12 protein-coding genes are annotated in these 17,430 nt (G+C 53.6%); 4 read left to right on the top strand and 8 right to left on the bottom strand.

Annotated elements, in window-relative coordinates; genetic code table 11:
- Positions 1 to 3: 3 nt before the first annotated feature.
- Entirely contained in the window at positions 4 to 1,230 is a 1,227-nt protein-coding gene (locus IP582_RS01515; RefSeq protein WP_071194371.1) for an RtcB family protein, read from the bottom strand.
- A gap of 4 nt (positions 1,231 to 1,234) precedes the next feature.
- Positions 1,235 to 2,359: a slipin family protein gene (locus IP582_RS01510; RefSeq protein WP_193794884.1), complete on the bottom strand. Its 1,125-nt coding sequence runs from the start codon at positions 2,357 to 2,359 to the stop codon at positions 1,235 to 1,237.
- A 459-nt stretch (positions 2,360 to 2,818) separates the two neighbouring features.
- Here IP582_RS01510 and rtcR point away from each other — a divergent pair, with 459 nt between their 5' ends.
- From rtcR to IP582_RS01495, 3 genes are all read left to right on the top strand, one after another.
- Positions 2,819 to 4,399, top strand: a complete 1,581-nt coding sequence (rtcR, locus tag IP582_RS01505) for an RNA repair transcriptional activator RtcR (protein ID WP_193794883.1) — start codon at positions 2,819 to 2,821, stop codon at positions 4,397 to 4,399.
- Positions 4,400 to 4,520: 121 nt separating this feature from the next.
- Entirely contained in the window at positions 4,521 to 5,462 is a 942-nt protein-coding gene (panS, locus tag IP582_RS01500) for a ketopantoate/pantoate/pantothenate transporter PanS (protein WP_193794882.1), read from the top strand.
- A gap of 167 nt (positions 5,463 to 5,629) precedes the next feature.
- Positions 5,630 to 5,902, top strand: a complete 273-nt coding sequence (locus tag IP582_RS01495; RefSeq protein WP_071194375.1) for a DUF3811 domain-containing protein — start codon at positions 5,630 to 5,632, stop codon at positions 5,900 to 5,902.
- Here IP582_RS01495 and rluF read toward each other — a convergent pair.
- From rluF to IP582_RS01480, 3 genes are all read right to left on the bottom strand, one after another.
- Complete coding sequence (rluF, locus tag IP582_RS01490) at positions 5,899 to 6,777, bottom strand: 23S rRNA pseudouridine(2604) synthase RluF (RefSeq protein ID WP_193794881.1); 879 nt, start codon at positions 6,775 to 6,777, stop codon at positions 5,899 to 5,901. The genes IP582_RS01495 and rluF overlap by 4 nt on opposite strands.
- Before the next feature lie 174 nt (positions 6,778 to 6,951).
- A complete protein-coding gene (locus tag IP582_RS01485; protein ID WP_193794880.1) occupies positions 6,952 to 8,583 on the bottom strand; it encodes a Na/Pi cotransporter family protein in 1,632 nt (543 codons plus the stop codon).
- 161 nt (positions 8,584 to 8,744) lie between these two features.
- Positions 8,745 to 9,191 (bottom strand): hypothetical protein, encoded by a 447-nt coding sequence (locus tag IP582_RS01480; protein ID WP_193794879.1) that lies wholly within the window; start codon positions 9,189 to 9,191, stop codon positions 8,745 to 8,747.
- A 298-nt stretch (positions 9,192 to 9,489) separates the two neighbouring features.
- Here IP582_RS01480 and IP582_RS01475 point away from each other — a divergent pair, with 298 nt between their 5' ends.
- Complete coding sequence (locus IP582_RS01475) at positions 9,490 to 9,930, top strand: helix-turn-helix domain-containing protein (RefSeq protein WP_193794878.1); 441 nt, start codon at positions 9,490 to 9,492, stop codon at positions 9,928 to 9,930.
- 542 nt (positions 9,931 to 10,472) lie between these two features.
- Here the strand turns inward: IP582_RS01475 and IP582_RS01470 are convergent.
- The 3 genes from IP582_RS01470 to metH form a co-directional block, all read right to left on the bottom strand.
- The gene (locus tag IP582_RS01470) at positions 10,473 to 11,840 is read right to left on the bottom strand and encodes an L-serine ammonia-lyase (protein ID WP_039076771.1); all 1,368 of its coding nucleotides are present in this window, start codon (positions 11,838 to 11,840) and stop codon (positions 10,473 to 10,475) included.
- A gap of 63 nt (positions 11,841 to 11,903) precedes the next feature.
- Positions 11,904 to 13,187: an HAAAP family serine/threonine permease gene (locus IP582_RS01465; RefSeq protein ID WP_193794877.1), complete on the bottom strand. Its 1,284-nt coding sequence runs from the start codon at positions 13,185 to 13,187 to the stop codon at positions 11,904 to 11,906.
- A gap of 523 nt (positions 13,188 to 13,710) precedes the next feature.
- Positions 13,711 to 17,394, bottom strand: coding sequence for a methionine synthase (gene metH / locus IP582_RS01460; protein WP_193794876.1), 3,684 nt, complete (start codon positions 17,392 to 17,394; stop codon positions 13,711 to 13,713).
- Positions 17,395 to 17,430: the final 36 nt, after the last annotated feature.

The following is a 17,430-nucleotide window of genomic DNA, read 5'->3' as shown; positions in this document are numbered from 1 at the left end:
CATTTATCCTTTTACACAGACCACCTGGCGTAAGGTGTGGACAATCTCCACCAGCGACGCCTGCGCCGCCATTACCGCATCGATATCTTTATAAGCCATCGGGATTTCATCAATCACGTCGCTATCTTTACGACACTCAACGTGCGCAGTCGCCCGAATCTGGTCATCAACGGTAAAGCGCTTTTTCGCAGCCGTACGGCTCATCGTGCGCCCTGCGCCGTGGCTACAGGAGCAGAAACTCTCTTCATTTCCCAACCCACGCACGATAAAGCTTTTCGCCCCCATCGAACCGGGAATAATCCCCATCTGGCCCTTTTGCGCCGAGACCGCACCTTTGCGCGTCACCAGCACCTCTTCGCCAAAATGGGTCTCTTTTTGCACGTAGTTATGGTGGCAATTCACCGCTTCCTGCTGGGTCATAAACGGTTTTGTCACGATGCGCGACAGCGCCGCCAGTACGCGCGACATCATCACTTCCCGGTTATGACGGGCAAAATCCTGCGCCCACGACACGGCTTCCATATAGTCGTCATAGTGTTTACTTCCCTCTTTGAAATAGGCCAGGTTTTTATCCGGCAGATTCGCAATATGCTGCTGCATATCCTGTTGGGCCAGCGTGATAAACAGCGTACCGATGGCGTTACCCACGCCGCGCGAACCGCTATGTAACATCACCCACACGCGCTGCTGCTCGTCCAGGCAGATTTCAATAAAATGGTTACCCGTTCCCAGCGTTCCCAGGTGTTGATAATTATTGGTTTTCAACAATTGCGGATAGTTATCCGTCAGACGTTTAAACCGCGCCGCCAACATTGACCAGTGGTTATCCACTTCTTGCGGCGGCGTTTCCCATGCGCCTTTATCACGCCCGGAACGGGTACTGGTGCGTCCGTGCGGTACCGCCTGTTCAATTGCGCTGCGAAGCCCGCTCAGGTTATCGGGCAGATCGCTTGCCACCAGTGAGGTGCGTACAGCGATCATCCCACAACCAATATCCACGCCGACCGCCGCCGGAATAATGGCCCCTTTGGTTGGGATCACGCTGCCGATGGTAGAACCTTTACCGAGATGAACATCCGGCATCACCGCCAGATGCTGAAAAATAAACGGCATCTTCGCGGTGTTCTGCAACTGTTCACGCGCCTCTGGCTCGACCGGGACCCCGTGCGTCCACATTTTTATCGGCGCACTGTTCTGCGCCGTCAGCAGTTGAAATTCGTTATGCTGCATTTGATTATCCTTTAATACTCACCAGTCCATTCAGGACGTTATCGAGGCCACCGAATACCGAGATTTTATCGATACGTTCAGCCACTCTTTCCAGCGTTTCCAGCTCTTTTAAGCGCAGGGCTACCGGGTTGTTCTCCATTACCTTCGCGGTGTTTAGCAGTGAACGGGTCGCCGCCGTCTCCTCACGCCGACGAATCACATTCGCCTGCGCCGATTTTTCTGCTTCTATCAGTTTCGACAGAATCGTTTTCATATCGCCCGGTAGCACGATGTCACGCACGCCCAGCGAGGCGACATCCATACCAAAGGAAGCCATGCGGGTTTTCACCTGGGCACTGACCACCTCATCGATGATCTGCTTATCTTCCAGCAGTTCGTCCAGCGTACGGGTCCCTACCGCTTCACGCAGGGCAAACTGCAATTCGCGATACAGGTGGTCCAGCGGTTTGGTTAACTGGCTGAACGCCTGTAATACATCGCTGTATCGCCAGTTCGCGCCCAGGTTGATGCGCAGGTTCACTTTGTCTTTGGTCAGAATTTCCTGGCCGGACACTTCCATCAGTTGCAAGCGCGTATCGACAACGTCGGCATCAACCAGATGGTTCACTTTCCAGTAAGCGCTTAATCCCGGCGGCAACAGAGGTTGTGTTACGCCATCGATTTTTAAGACACCGACGTGCCATGCCGCGACATTCACTGTCAGTATGGCATCCCGGCCTTTTACTGCTGCGCCGCTTCGCGGCTGCAACACGGCATTCATGATGCTCTCAGGTACGCGCACATCCCGGGTATCCAGCAATTCCACGCTCAGGCTGCCGTCCTGCCAGAACAGGCGGCGTGACGCTGGAGGGATAATTTCCACCAGGATACCGTTACGGTAGAGCGTGGCTACATCATGCCCGGCGGTATCGACGGCCAGGCAGTACGCGTCGACCCATTCAGGTCTGAAGCGGCGCAAATAATTCGCCAGATCTTCCGCTACATCGCTGCCATTGAGCTCAACGATCGTGACCTCTTGCTTACCAAACCATGAAAGACGGTGCTCGCCTGCCTCAAGGATATGTGTGTAATCGCCCGCTTTCACCAGCAGGCCCAATTGTCCCTTACGGATCGTGATTTTCTTATTCATTTGTCATCCTTACATTTTCACGTACCGGCGCGAATGCAGGATCGGAGCCGGAGGGAAACAGACCCTCACTGCCAGCCTGTTTTGCCTGCGACCCGGAGCCCTTATCGGCGCCGGTTCATTGCCATCGTTTACCACCCGACGGCGCGTTTACGAACACAACCAGTGTTCACCGGAAAGGTGAGTTGGGAATCGAACCCTCATGGTGTCTCTCTGCTGACAGAACGCCCCGCGGATAACGTCTTACCGTTCCGGGTGCGCTGGCGGGGCATAATCCCCTGCGTGTTCAGCGTCGTGACGTATCAGGTATTGCCAGAAGTGTGCCAGGTGCTAAGGAATGAAAAATAAAAAATTTAATTTATTGATATTTAATGATTTTAAATTTTACGCACTTTGATCGCTTGCTGGTGACACCACGCCTTTTTTATATTTAGTTATCGTTGTTTATCTTTAAGGATAAAAATGCAAAAGCGCAGAGTGGTGATTGGCGTACTGGGAACGGTGTTGGATAAACGCGGCAAGCGATCACATCGTTTTCGCAAATGGCGACCAACCGTTGGGTTATGCCAGCAGCCGGATTTTCCGGTTGATCGACTGGAGCTGCTCCACCAGCCGCGCGACGAAGGAATGGCTCAACAACTGGCGGAAGATATCGCGCTCCTTTCACCGCAAACCACTGTGCGCCCTCATACGGTGAATATTCGCGATCCCTGGGATTTTGAAGAGGTGTACGCCGCGTTTCTGGATTTCGCCAGCCACTACGATTTTGATACGGAAAATGAAGAGTATCTGGTGCATATCACCACCGGCACGCACGTGGCGCAGATCTGCTGGTTTTTGCTGACGGAGGCCCGCTACCTGCCCGCCAGCCTGCTGCAAACCAGCCCGGCACCGAAAGGGGCTTCTGAGGAGGATGTTGCCGCCGGCGTTTACTCGGTTATCGATCTCGATTTGAGCCGCTATGCGACCTTAACCAGCCGCTTTCAACGCGAACAACAACAGTCGGTCTCGCTGCTGAAAGCCGGTATCGATACACGCAATACAACGTTTAATAAGCTCATCGATCAAATTGAACGGGTAGCCTTGCGCTCAACGGCCCCCATTCTTCTCACCGGGCCTACCGGCGCCGGTAAATCTTTTCTGGCAAAACGTATTTATCAGTTGCGCCAGTCGCGCCACCGCGTCGCGGGTAAACTTGTCGCCGTTAACTGCGCCACACTGCGCGGCGATAACGCCATGTCGACCTTGTTTGGGCATGTCAAAGGGGCCTTTACCGGCGCGCTAACGCCGCGAATGGGGCTGCTGCGAGAAGCCGATGGCGGTGTGCTGTTTCTGGATGAAATCGCTGAACTGGGTCTGGATGAGCAGGCCATGCTGCTGAAAGCCATTGAAGAAAAAACGTTCTTCCCCTTTGGCTCAGATAAAGAGGTTCACAGTGATTTCCAGCTTATCGCCGGAACGCACCGCGATATGCGCCAGTGGGTAATGGAAGGAAAATTCCGTGAAGATCTTTACGCGCGTATCAATATGTGGACTTTTGCTTTGCCGGGGCTTGCAGAACGGCGGGAAGATATCGCGCCGAATATTGAATTCGAACTCCAGCGCTTTTGTAGTGAAGCCCAGACGCACATCCGTTTCGACAAAGACGCACGGGAACGTTATCTGGCATTTGCCTGTTCCGGGCAGGCGCAGTGGCGCGGCAACTTTCGTGAGCTGAGTTCCTCGATTGCCCGTATGGCGACGCTGGCCGAACAGGGGCGCATTACCCTTTCTATCGCCGACGAAGAAATCAGCCGTTTGCAGCACGCCTGGCAGACGCCTTCCGCGCTTCCCCCTTTAGCAGAGGAGGTCGATCTGTTTGATCAACGCCAGTTAGAAACCGTACTGGAGGTTTGTCGTCGTCACCACTCTCTTTCCGATGCCGGGCGCGAGTTGTTTGCCGTTTCGCGCCTGAAAAAAGCCAGACCGAATGATGCTGACCGTCTGCGTAAATACCTCGCTCGCTTCGGTCTGAACTGGGAAAGCGTCCGCCCGGCGACATGAATCCTCTTCACCTTAATTTGTTTGAATAAAATTTCCTCACGCGATAAACAATACCTATGGCCGGGCTCGAACCCGGCCTTTTTATAACGAAACACAACACAACGCGTTAAAGGAAAACACTATGCTCGCTGTACTCACCCGGCTGTTCCCGTTATGGGCGCTGCTGCTCTCTGTTATTGCCTGGTACACCCCCACAACCTTTACCCCTGTAGGCCCGTGGGTCACTACGCTGCTGATGCTGATTATGTTCGGCATGGGCGTGCACCTGAAAATTGATGATTTCAAACGCGTGCTTTCCCGCCCGGCGCCGGTGGCGGCAGGTATTTTTCTACACTATCTGGTGATGCCGCTGGCCGCCTGGCTGCTGGCGATGCTATTCAAGATGCCGCCGGATCTCTCTGCCGGGATGGTACTGGTGGGTAGCGTAGCCAGCGGTACGGCATCCAACGTCATGATCTATCTGGCGAAGGGCGACGTAGCGCTCTCGGTGACGATATCGTCCGTCTCAACGCTGGTTGGCGTGGTGGCGACACCGCTGCTGACGCGTCTGTATGTTGATGCCCATATTCAGGTAGACGTCATGGGCATGCTGCTGAGCATTCTGCAGATTGTGGTGATTCCCATTGGCCTCGGTTTAGTGGTGCACCATCTCTTCCCACGCGTGGTGAAAGCCGTGGAGCCGTATCTTCCCGCGTTTTCGATGGTCTGTATTCTGGCGATCATCAGCGCCGTGGTAGCGGGTTCCGCCTCGTATATTGCTTCCGTGGGCATAGTGGTTATCGTCGCGGTGATTTTGCACAACAGTATCGGCCTGCTGGGTGGTTACTGGGGTGGCCGTCTGTTCGGTTTTGACGAGTCCACCTGTCGCACACTGGCCATCGAAGTGGGAATGCAGAACTCTGGCCTGGCTGCCGCACTCGGTAAAATCTACTTCTCGCCGCTGGCTGCTCTGCCAGGCGCGCTGTTCTCAGTCTGGCACAACCTCTCCGGTTCGCTGCTGGCAGGTTACTGGTCCGGTAAACCTATTTCAGATAAACCACGCGAAACAGTAAAAGAGGGCTGATAAGCCGTAGCCCGGTCGGCATGCGTCAGATCCGGGTTTCCCCGGCGGCGCTTCGCCTGCCGGGGCTACGCGTCAGTGCGATAGATGTTGTAACAAATGACAATTTACTGTGAGCACCCCACGCCTATGCCGTACACTGGTTCAACTTCCTGACCGAGGGCACCCACATGGCACTCCCCCGCATTACCCAAAAAGAGATGACCGAGCGCGAGCAGCGTGAACTGAAAACCTTGCTCGACCGCGCGCGCATTGCGCACGGGCGTGTATTGACCAACGCCGAAACCAACAGCATCAAAAAAGAGTACATCGATAAATTAATGGTTGAGCGTGAAGCAGAGGCAAAAAAAGCCCGCCAGATAAAGAAAAAGCAGGCTTACAAACCAGATGAAGCGGCCACCTTTTCCTGGTCGGCCAGTACGTCGACGCGCGGCAGGCGTTAACGCCCCTTCTTCTTGCGCCCCGGCTGGGTAAAGCGTTTACGTGAAGCCAGTTCCGCCGGGGTTTTCGCCATATTTTTCGCCCCACTGGCGGCGGGTTTCTTCGCGGCAGTCGTCGCCGTTTTCGGTTTGCTCTTTGCCTTTGGCTTCGCTTCGGACGATGAATTCTCGATAAGCTTAAACAGGGTAATCAGCTCATCATCGGTCAGATCGCGCCACTCCCCGAGCGGCAGGCCAGCCAGCCCCACATTCATAATCCGGGTACGTTCAAGCTTCGTGACTTCATAGCCAAAATGTTCACACATGCGGCGAATCTGGCGATTCAGCCCCTGAATCAGGGTGATACGAAAAACAAACGGCGCCTCTTTTTTGACTTTACATTTTTTCGTCACGGTTCCCAGAATCGGTACGCCTGCTCCCATGCCACGAATAAACTCATCGGTCACGGGTTTGTCCACCGTCACCAGATACTCTTTTTCGTGGTCATTGCCGGCACGCAAAATCTTGTTCACCAGGTCGCCGTGGTTGGTGAGGAAAATCAGCCCCTGGGAATCTTTGTCGAGACGACCAATGGGGAAAACGCGTTTGCTGTGGTTAACAAAATCAACAATGTTGTCTTTTTCACTGTCTTCCGTGGTACTGACAATGCCCACGGGTTTGTTTAACGCGATAAAGACCAGATCTTCGGCCTCTCGCGGCTCAATCAACTGACCGTTTACCTTTACGACGTCGCCAGGCTTAACCTGATCGCCAATGGTGGCACGTTTACCGTTGAGGAAAACATTGCCTTGTTCAATGTAGCGATCGGCTTCGCGGCGCGAGCAAATTCCGCTTTCGCTGATGTATTTATTTAATCGGGTTGATGAGTCTGGCAGCATAAATTCTCCTGTAAAAGCGCAATATATCTTATCAGAAGGTTAAGGAAATCTGCGCTTTCTCGCATCCCGGTGCTGCTGGATAACGAATCTATCCATACGGTCAGGCGTTTTATGCCAGCGAAGCGTGGCGCGGATAAATTCATTGTCTTGTGGGCAACCACGCAACCGCTGACGTTAATACTCATCCCTTTCATCATCTTCATCCGGCTGCTCCAGCACGCTGTAAGCCACCGAACAGAACAGCGAGTTAAGGCGTTTCATATCGCCCAACAGCCCCAGATGTAGCGAACTGGTCTCTATACTCTGCACGTTCTGCTGATGCAACCTGTCAACATGGGCATGGGAGTAGCGACGGTTGAGGATACGAAAGCGATGTTTGCTGCGACGCAGGCGGCGCGCGCTGGTGACATCGGCAGAGAAAAAGACCGACATCGCCAGTTTCAAATTGCTGACCAACTGTTCGTGTAACGTATCAAGCTCTTTCAGCCCCTCACCGGAAAAAGCCCGCCGCGCCGCCAGTGATTTATCGGCGATTTCACTGCCCATGCGCTCCACAATGTCAGAGGCCTGCTCAAGGTTAAGAGACATCTCGATAATCTCAGCCCAGCGCCGTGACTCCTCTTCCGCCAGTTCTTCTTTTGGCATACGTGCGAGGTAGAGTTTGATGGCGGTATACAGCACATTAATGTCATCGGCGAGCTTACGCAGGTCTTTTTCTTCCCTCGGCGCACCGTGCATCACTTTATGCAACCCTTCGAGCATCAGCTCCATCGCGTCGCCCATCCGTAATGTTTCGCGGGCCGCGTTCGCCAGGGCAAGCGTCGGCGTATCCAGCGCTGAACTGTCGAGATGTTTTGGTTTGAGGCGCGCATCCAGTTCCGGCTCATCGCGAATTAAACGTTGACAGAAGGTCGCCATCACGCCCACAAAAGGCACCATTGCCAGGCAGCGAATCAGGTTGTAGAAGACGTGGAAGTAGATGACCAGCTCCGCTTTCGGCAGCGGCAGCTTGCCCATCACATCGGCCAGTAAGTGCACAAACGGCAGGATCACCAGACTCCCCACCAGCTTAAACAACAAGCTGCCCAGCGCCACGCGGCGTGCGGCGGCGTTGGCGGCGCTGTTATTAAGCATTGCCAGCAGGCCGGAACCGAGGTTGGCGCCAATCACCAGGCAGAGCGCCACCGGAAAGGAGATGATCCCCGCCGTGGTCAGCGTGGCGGTCAGTAACACAGCCGCCAGACTGGAATAGCTGATGATAGCGAACACCGCGCCAATCAGCGCATCCAGCATGATATCGCCCGTCAGCGACGCGAAGATCACCTGCACGCCATCGGCCTGGGTAATAGGAGTTACCGCCTGAACAATCAGCTCAAGCGCCAGTAAAATCAGCCCAAGGCCAATGCTGACACGCCCCAATTGGCCTTCGCGCGTTTGCTTACGCCCCAGGAAGAAAATCACGCCAATGAAGATCAGCAACGGTGATAACCACGAGAGATCGAAGGTGAGAACACGCGCCATCAGCGCGGTCCCCACGTCGGCCCCCAGCACGATCACCAGCGCAGGCGCGAGCGCCACGAGGTCCTGGGCAACAAACGACGTCACCAGCATGGTGGTGGCGTTACTGCTTTGCACCAGTGCGGTCACGCCAATCCCTGCGCTAAAAGCGAGAGACTTCTTTTCAATACTGCGACTCAGTACCGTGCGCAGTCGCGCGCCGAAAACGCGCATCACACCGGTACGTACGATATGCGTGCCCCATACTAACAGGGCAACAGAAGAGAGTAAGTGAAGCAAAATTAACACGTATTCTGGTTCTCCTTATCGTTGTCGATTCCTTTCGGTTTCTCCTCGACCCGGTTTTACCCTGCGTGTTGGGGAAAAACTCTGTCAAACAGGTCAGAGCAAGGCTCATTGAATCTAAGTATAAAGTCTTACGCGCCATAAAGAGACAGACGAACTCAACATTACGTTAACAATCCCCGTCTTCTCAGCCACAGCAGCGAACCGACCTTGAGCGTTTCGGAAAGGACAAATAAAAAAAGACCAACGAAGAAGTTATCGATTCGCATAACCTGCAGGAACAACGGAAAAAGTGCGATCGAGCAGGTAAGAGATAAAATACGCATCACTTCCTGCAACCCAATGAGCAGGAAACGTATTTTCTTTTTCGCGAGAAAGGCGTATGCCGAAAAACAGAGCGATAACAATAACCCTGAATGGATAAAAAAGAGCGATTGCAGAAAAATACGGTCAGCACCCCGGACTTCCATTAACGCTAGCTGAGCGTAAAAAAGCTGGATATCGGACCAGATCGGTACGTGACCCATCTTTAGGGAATAGAAAAGGTAGCTCCCGATAGCCAGCAGATCCATCGCGCCCCAGAATGTAAATATTTTATCTTTGAAACTCATGCCATTACCGCTTCCCTGTTATGCATAACGCTTTTTATCAGTATAAAGGCAAAGGCGTAATAAAGAGATAAAGAAAACGGAGTAAACTGCATTATCCATCCAGGATGAAATAATAAAATGGACAACTGCGGTAACTTTCTTATTCAGCGGCTTGTCTTTAATTATCGTTTCTTCTGTAGAAACTTTGTTAAAGAAAAAACAATGTTGTTACTCTCGCAAAAGAGAAATTATCCGCTTTATTTATAATTTAATATGCTAAATAATCTGCCATGATTTATTACGCAGTAGGGGAATTAAGATGCGTTTCAGTACTATGTCCGACAGTGAAATTATTTCTGAACTGTGCCGCAGAATTAAAGAAACGCGTATGCAGCTTGGGCTATCGCAGATTGAGCTGGCCGAGCGTGCACAAGTCGGCGCTGCAACCATCAAACGCGTTGAATTAGGCGAGTCCGTTACCCTGAGTACGCTGATTGGTATTCTGCGCGGTCTGGATCGTCTGCATCAACTGGAGTCGGTTTTATTCGATTCGCACATTCGCACCTTTAACGCGCAAATCAATGCCGCGACCCCTTCCCGCATCCGTATCCGGAAAAAAGCGCATCAGCCAAAAGAAAAATTTGCCACCGCTGCGCAGACCAATGAAGCGAACGCCACCATTAACGAATGGTATACCTCATCGGCATCTCACAGTGTGGTGTGGTCTTTCCTGCCGCCTGACACAGAGAAAAAAAGTTAGCCCGGTTTTCTCCCTCTCCCCCGGGGAGAGGGTTGGGGTGAGGGGAATATGCGGCTCAGGTGGTGGGTTCCGTTCACCGTATGTTCATGGCGAAATGGACCTCCTGAACACGTGAACGGGTAAAGGGGAACACCGCGTTCCCCTTTACAATTCCCGCGGCCCCGCAAAGAAATCGGTGCTTCGCACTGCGTTCGCCTCCCGCCCCGCTGCCTGCGGTCGGTTTGACTCGAGTTACTCGCTCCATCCCTGGGGCTCGCCCTTCGGGCCAACGCGTTGCGTTGTTCAAAATCGTTCCGGACGATTTTGTCCTGTCCCGACAAACCTCAGTCCGCCATCCCTGGCGGCCTGCCCTTGTCATCGGGTCTTCGTCTCACCGATTTCAGCGGGGACTCAACCCCCTCGCTGCACAGTCTGCGCCAACCGGTTACAAAGTTGTCGCTGTGGTTGTCATGCGGGAAAACGAGTCAGCCATAGCTAAGGCGTTCACAGTATCTATCAACTATAGCCCCGGTTAGCACAGCGCCACCGGGGAGAGAAAGGACTCAGGATTCACATACCGCGACTTTAATCGCCAGACCGCCTCGTGCGGTTTCACGGTATTTGGCGTTCATGTCTTTGCCCGTCTCAAACATGGTTTCGATGACTTTATCCAGTGAGACCTTCGGATCGCTGGTGCGGTACATCGCCATGCTGGCCGAGTTAATCGCCTTCACGGCCGCAATCGCGTTACGCTCAATACACGGCACCTGGACCTGACCGGCCACCGGATCGCAAGTCAGCCCAAGGTTATGCTCCATGCCGATTTCCGCCGCGATGCACACTTTCTCCGGGCTACCGCCCAGCAGTTCCGCCAGACCGGCAGAAGCCATAGAGCAGGCGACCCCCACTTCACCCTGGCAGCCGACTTCCGCCCCGGAAATTGACGCATTCATCTTATACAGAATGCCAATCGCGCCCGCCGTCAGGTAGTAGCGCATATAGATTTCCGGCGTCACCGCTTTGATAAAGCGATCGTAATAGGCCAGTACTGCCGGGATGATACCGCAGGCACCGTTGGTCGGCGCGGTAACCACTCGCCCACCCGCCGCGTTCTCTTCGCCGACGGCCATGGCGAACATATTGACCCAGTCCATGGCGCTTAACGGCGTAATGGACTGGCTTTGCGGCGCCAGTACGCGATGCAGCGCAGAGGCACGACGCGGTACTTTCAGCGGGCCAGGCAAAATGCCTTCCGTGTTCATACCACGGTTGATGGCGTTTCTCATGGTCTCCCAGATTTTCGCCATATTTTGCTCAACGTTCTCCCTGCCGTGGCGGGCGATCTCATTTTTCATCATCACCGCAGAGATCGACAGGCAGTTGTCGTGGCAATGTGCCAGCAGGTTGCGGGCAGAATAGAACGGGAACGGAATATCGACATCCGCGTCCTGATTCTTACCAAAGTTTTCTTCCGTGACGATAAAACCGCCACCGATCGAATAATAGGTCTGGAAGTGGACAATTTTGCCATCGCAAAACGCCGTGATGCTCATGCCGTTTTCATGCAGCGGCAGAAACTCATTGTGGAAACGCATGCATTCCGCCACCGGGAACTCAATTTCCCGCTGACCTTCTTCAATAAACAGACGATGCATGGTGTTTACATCGCGAATAATTCCGGGAATGGCATCGATATCAACGGTATCCGGTAAATACCCGGACAACCCAAGAATGATCGCGATATCGGTGTGGTGGCCTTTACCTGTTAATGACAGGGAACCGTACACATCCACCACCAGACGAGTCACTTTATGCAGCAGGCCTTTTTCCTGCAGGGTATCAACAAAATGTTTTCCTGCTTTCATCGGCCCAACAGTGTGTGAGCTGGACGGCCCGATGCTGATTTTGAAAATATCGAAAACGCTAATCATGTGGCACCCATGCGGTTACAAAGCAAAACGGATGCGCCGCCTGTAACAGGCGGCGCTGAAAACTTAGCTGAACAGAGAGAAGAAGATGGCGGAGATGGCAATCAGACCCATCAGCACCACAAACGCATTGCTGATGTGACCGCTGTACTTGCGCATAGCCGGTACTTTGTTGATGGCATACATCGGCATCAGGAACAGAATCATCGCGATAACCGGGCCACCCAGCGTTTCAATCATGCCCAGGATGCTCGGGTTCAGGGTCGCAACAATCCAGGTCGTCACCAGCATAAACAGCGCGGTGATTTTGTTCAGTTTGTTGATTTCGATAGATTTGCCTTTGCCGCGCAGAGATTTAATCACCATGCCGTTGAAACCTTCACGCGCACCGAGGTAGTGGCCGAGGAAAGATTTGGTAATGGCGATCATGGCGATAATCGGCGCCATCCAGGCAATCACCGGCGCGTTAAAGTGGTTCGCCAGATAGGAGAGAATAGAGATGTTTTGTGCTTTCGCTTCCGCCAGGTTTTCCGGGGAAAGGCTCAGTACACAACTGAACACAAAGAACATCACGGTCAGCACCATCATGATATGTGCAAAGCCCAGAATACGGGAACATTTGCGCTCGGCATCCTGGCCGTACTCTTCACGTTTAGCGACCGCGAAAGAGGAGATAATCGGTGAGTGGTTGAACGAGAAAACCATGACCGGAATGGCCAGCCACAGCGTCATCCACAGACCGTGACCACCTGGCGCAGCGCTGCTCAGGGAAAGTGTATCGAGGACCGCACCGTTCCATTGTGGGATCAAATACAGCGCCAGCAGCATCAGCGCGGCAACGAACGGGAACACCAGCACGCTCATCGCTTTAACAATCATTTTTTCGCCAAAACGGACAATCCCCATCATGCCGATAATCAGAATCAGCGACAAAATGGCGCGCGGCGGAGACACCAGACCAAGCTGGTGAGTAATAAAGCTGTCGACCGTGTTAGTAATTGCAACACTATAAACCAGCAGAATTGGATAAATAGCGAAGAAATAAAGCAGCGTAATGAGTTTACCGGCGCCGATACCAAAATGTTCTTCAACCACTTCGGTAATATCTTCACCCGGATTTTTACCCGACAGAACGAAACGGGTTAAACCACGGTGGGCGAAAAAGGTCATCGGGAATGCGAGAATTGCCATGATGATTAACGGAATTAAACCACCAACCCCGGCGTTAATCGGCAGGAAAAGGACCCCTGCGCCAATCGCAGTACCGTACAGGCCCAGCATCCAGACGGTATCACTTTTTCTCCAGCCGCTGCTTTCGCGAGCGACGAGGGTATTTTGAACGGTTTCCATAATATGGCCTCAGTAATATAGATTAGAGCCATTTTTATTTGGCTCTGATTCAGGTAATAAAAGCGCTGTGTTTATTTGGCTATTTTATTAAATGCAACTATGCTGAGTTACTAACAGCGATCACATAACCTGATTTATTGAGGGACTTTTAAAGTATCAAAAATAACACCGGGATTTTAATATATTTTTAAGGTATCATTTTTAATACGTTATTAATTACGGCGCGGATTAACACTTTATATAGTTATATATACTAAGGCTGCTAATGACAATTATAATTGTCATACGATTAATAAAAATATTTACCCTGCTGTTATCTAAAGATACTGAGTAATGAAAAACTGGCCTGCAGGATAGTTCCGTGAATGAAAGAGCGTTAAGAATCAGGCCCGGCTGGCGTCATCGGCGCTGAGTGTTGAACGCAGACAGCGCGCAAAAACCGGAACGTACACTGAGTACGTGAGGATTTTGAGCACTGTCCAGATTCAAACAGGCAAGCAAGATAGCCTCATTCGCCTGATGTTTAGTCCGCGTCATAGCCCAGATTCGGTGCCAGCCAGCGTTCCACTTCCGCCACGCTCATTCCCTTACGCAATGCGTAGTCCGCCACCTGGTCGCGCTGAATCTGCGCCACGGCGAAATACTTGCTGTCAGGGTGGCTAAAGTACCAGCCGGAGACCGAGGCGCCCGGCCACATGGCGAAGGATTCCGTCAGCTTCATACCGGTGTGGGTTTCCACATCCAGTAGCTGCCAGATCGTGCCTTTTTCCGTATGCTCCGGGCAGGCCGGATATCCCGGCGCCGGGCGGATCCCCTGATAATTTTCGCGGATCAGCTCTTCGTTACTGAGGTTCTCGTTGGCCGCATAGCCCCAATAGACCTTACGTACGCGCTCATGCAGATATTCGGCGAAGGCTTCCGCCAGACGGTCTGCCACGGCTTTTATCATGATTTTGTTGTAATCATCATGCTGCGCGTCGTACGCCTCTGCCAGCGCGTCTTCCTCAAGACCACCGGTAACGGCAAACGCGCCGATGTAATCTTCTTTGCCGCTCAACTTCGGCGCGACAAAATCGGCCAGACAGTAGTTAGCGAAACCCACTTTCTCGGTCTGCTGACGCAGATGACGACTTACCGCGAGCACCTGAGTGCGGGTTTCATCGCGATAGATCTCAACATCGTCGCCTACGCGGTTCGCCGGGAACAAGCCCACCACACCACGTGGGTTCAGGCTCTTCTCACGGCTTAACATATCCAGCATATCGTTGGCGTCCTGGAACAGGCGCTTAGCCTCTTCCCCGACGATTTCATCTTCGAGAATGCGCGGATACTTGCCAGCCAGCGACCAGGTCATAAAGAACGGCGTCCAGTCGATGTAATTACGCAGGGTTTCGATGCTGGCTTCCACTTCCTGTACGCCCAGGCGATGGGCCACCGGCGGGGTGTAGCTCTCCCAGTCGAAGGCCAGATCGTTTTCACGGGCGGCCTCCAGCGTTACGGGTGGCGTACGTGGCTTCTTACGGCCATGCTGAATACGCACGGTTTCGTACTCTTTACGGGTGCGGGCCACAAACTCATCGCGCTGGGTATCAGACAGCAGCGAGGCCACCACACCTACGGTGCGCGAGGCGTTTTGCACATAGACCGTCGGGCCGCTGTAATTCTGCTCGATTTTCACCGCCGTATGCGCTTTCGATGTCGTCGCGCCGCCAATCAGCAACGGGATCGTGAAGCCCTGGCGCTCCATCTCCTTCGCCACATTGACCATTTCATCCAGCGACGGGGTGATAAGGCCAGACAGGCCAATCAGGTCGGCGTTCACTTCACGGGCAGTTTTGAGAATTTTGTCTGTCGGTACCATCACGCCGAGATCGACGATTTCGTAGTTGTTACACTGCAATACCACGCCGACAATATTTTTGCCGATGTCGTGGACGTCGCCTTTCACGGTGGCGATGACCATTTTGCCGTTGCTGGAGCCCTTCTCTTTGCTGGCTTCGATAAACGGCTCAAGGTAGGCCACCGCCTGTTTCATAACGCGGGCGGATTTCACCACCTGCGGCAGGAACATTTTGCCTTCGCCGAACAGGTCGCCGACCACGTTCATGCCATCCATCAGCGGCCCTTCAATCACCTCAATCGGGCGAGCGGCCTGCTGGCGGGCCTCTTCGGTGTCCTGTTCGATAAACTCGGTAATACCTTTAACCAGCGAATATTCCAGACGCTTTTTCACGTCCCAGCTCCGCCATTCCGCCTGCTGGGCGTTGGCGGTATCGTCGGTTTTGCTGCCACGGTATTTTTCTGCCAGATCCAGCAAGCGTTCTGTGCTGTCATCGCGGCGGTTCAGAATCACATCTTCCACCGCATCACGCAGTTCTGCCGGCAGGTCGTCGTAAATCGCCAGTTGCCCGGCGTTGACGATCCCCATATCCATGCCATTACGGATAGCGTAATAGAGGAAGACCGCGTGGATCGCCTCACGTACCGGGTCATTACCGCGAAACGAGAACGAGACGTTGGAGACGCCGCCGGAGATCAGCGCATGGGGCAGTTCGCGTTTGATGTCTTCGCAGGCGCCGATAAAGTCCTGCGCATAGTTGTTGTGCTCTTCGATCCCGGTGGCGACCGCAAAGATATTCGGGTCGAAAATAATGTCTTCCGGCGGGAAGCCCACTTCGTTGGTCAGGATGTTGTAGGCCCGGCGGCAAATTTCGATTTTGCGCTCGCGGGTATCCGCCTGCCCCACTTCATCAAAAGCCATCACCACCACGGCGGCACCGTAACGGCGCACCTTTTTCGCATGATGGATAAACGCGTCGACGCCCTCTTTCATTGAGATGGAGTTAACGATGCCTTTACCCTGAATGCATTTCAGCCCTTTCTCGATCACCTCCCATTTTGAGGAGTCGATCATAATCGGCACGCGGGCGATGTCCGGTTCACCGGCAATCAGGTTGAGGAAACGCACCATCGCCGCTTCGGCGTCGAGCATCCCCTCATCCATATTGATATCGATGATTTGCGCGCCGCTTTCCACCTGCTGACGCGCCACGTCCAGCGCTTCGTTGTACTTCTCTTCTTTGATCAGGCGTTTGAATTTCGCCGAACCGGTGACGTTGGTGCGTTCACCCACGTTCACAAACAGGCTGTCATCGCCAATATTCAGCGGCTCCAGGCCCGCCAGACGGCAGGCGACGGGGATGTCTGGCAGTTTGCGCGGTGGCAGACCGGCGACGGCATCGCTCATCGCTTTAATGTGTTCCGGCGTGGTGCCGCAACACCCGCCGACCACGTTCAGGAAGCCGGATTCTGCCCATTCGCGAATTTGTGCCGCCATGGTGTCGGCGTCGAGATCGTATTCGCCAAAGGCGTTTGGCAACCCGGCGTTCGGGTGCGCGGTCACGTAGCATTCGGCAATGCGCGAGAGTTCCTGCACATACTGGCGCAGTTCATCTGGCCCCAGTGCGCAGTTCAGGCCGAAGGTGAGCGCATCGGCGTGGCGCAATGAGTTATAGAAGGCTTCTGTAGTTTGCCCGGAAAGCGTACGCCCGGAAGCATCGGTAATGGTGCCAGAAATCATGATCGGCAGATCGACGCCCAGCGCCTCCAGCTCTTCTTTCACCGCGAAAATGGCGGCTTTGGCGTTCAGGGTGTCGAATACCGTTTCGATCAGGATCAGGTCGCTACCCCCTTCCACCAGCGCTTTGGTCGACTCGCGATAGGCGGTCACCAGTTGGTCGAAAGTGATATTACGAAACGCGGGGTCGTTAACGTCCGGCGAGATAGAGGCGGTGCGGTTGGTTGGGCCAAGAACACCGGCAACATAACGCGGTTTGTCCGGCGTGCGGGCAGTCCATTCATCGGCACACGCGCGGGCGAGTTTGGCCGCCGCAAAGTTGATCTCCGCCGACAGGGATTCCATCTGGTAATCCGCCATCGCGATAGTGGTGGAGTTAAAGGTGTTGGTCTCAATGATATCCGCACCCGCTTCAAAATAGGCGGAATGGATAGCGGCAATCACCTCTGGCTTTGTAATCACCAGCAGATCATTGTTACCCTTGAGGTCGCAGGGCCAGTCGGCGAATCGCTCGCCGCGGAAATCCTGCTCACTGAGACGCTGATTCTGGATCATGGTGCCCATGCCCCCGTCCAGAACCAAAATTCGTTCTTTTAACTGCTGCTGCAGTTGCTCAACTTTGCTGCTCACACGTGCTCCCGACAACGCTCAACCAGGCCAAAAGGC

It is taken from the genome of Citrobacter sp. BDA59-3 (assembly GCF_015167655.1).
Taxonomy (GTDB): Bacteria; Pseudomonadota; Gammaproteobacteria; order Enterobacterales; family Enterobacteriaceae; genus Phytobacter; species Phytobacter diazotrophicus.
Note: the sequence above shows the minus strand (reverse complement) of the source record. Positions and strands in the feature narration are given on the sequence as shown.

Bases quoted from the DNA above. Each gene is read 5' to 3' on its own strand.
- IP582_RS01515 (WP_071194371.1), bottom strand. From the start codon at position 1,230: ATGCAGCATAACGAATTTCAACTGCTGACGGCGCAGAACAGTGCGCCG.
- IP582_RS01510 (WP_193794884.1), bottom strand. From the start codon at position 2,359: ATGAATAAGAAAATCACGATCCGTAAGGGACAATTGGGCCTGCTGGTG.
- rtcR (WP_193794883.1), top strand. From the start codon at position 2,819: ATGCAAAAGCGCAGAGTGGTGATTGGCGTACTGGGAACGGTGTTGGAT.
- panS (WP_193794882.1), top strand. From the start codon at position 4,521: ATGCTCGCTGTACTCACCCGGCTGTTCCCGTTATGGGCGCTGCTGCTC.
- IP582_RS01495 (WP_071194375.1), top strand. From the start codon at position 5,630: ATGGCACTCCCCCGCATTACCCAAAAAGAGATGACCGAGCGCGAGCAG.
- rluF (WP_193794881.1), bottom strand. From the start codon at position 6,777: ATGCTGCCAGACTCATCAACCCGATTAAATAAATACATCAGCGAAAGC.
- IP582_RS01480 (WP_193794879.1), bottom strand. From the start codon at position 9,191: ATGAGTTTCAAAGATAAAATATTTACATTCTGGGGCGCGATGGATCTG.
- IP582_RS01475 (WP_193794878.1), top strand. From the start codon at position 9,490: ATGCGTTTCAGTACTATGTCCGACAGTGAAATTATTTCTGAACTGTGC.
- IP582_RS01470 (WP_039076771.1), bottom strand. From the start codon at position 11,840: ATGATTAGCGTTTTCGATATTTTCAAAATCAGCATCGGGCCGTCCAGC.
- IP582_RS01465 (WP_193794877.1), bottom strand. From the start codon at position 13,187: ATGGAAACCGTTCAAAATACCCTCGTCGCTCGCGAAAGCAGCGGCTGG.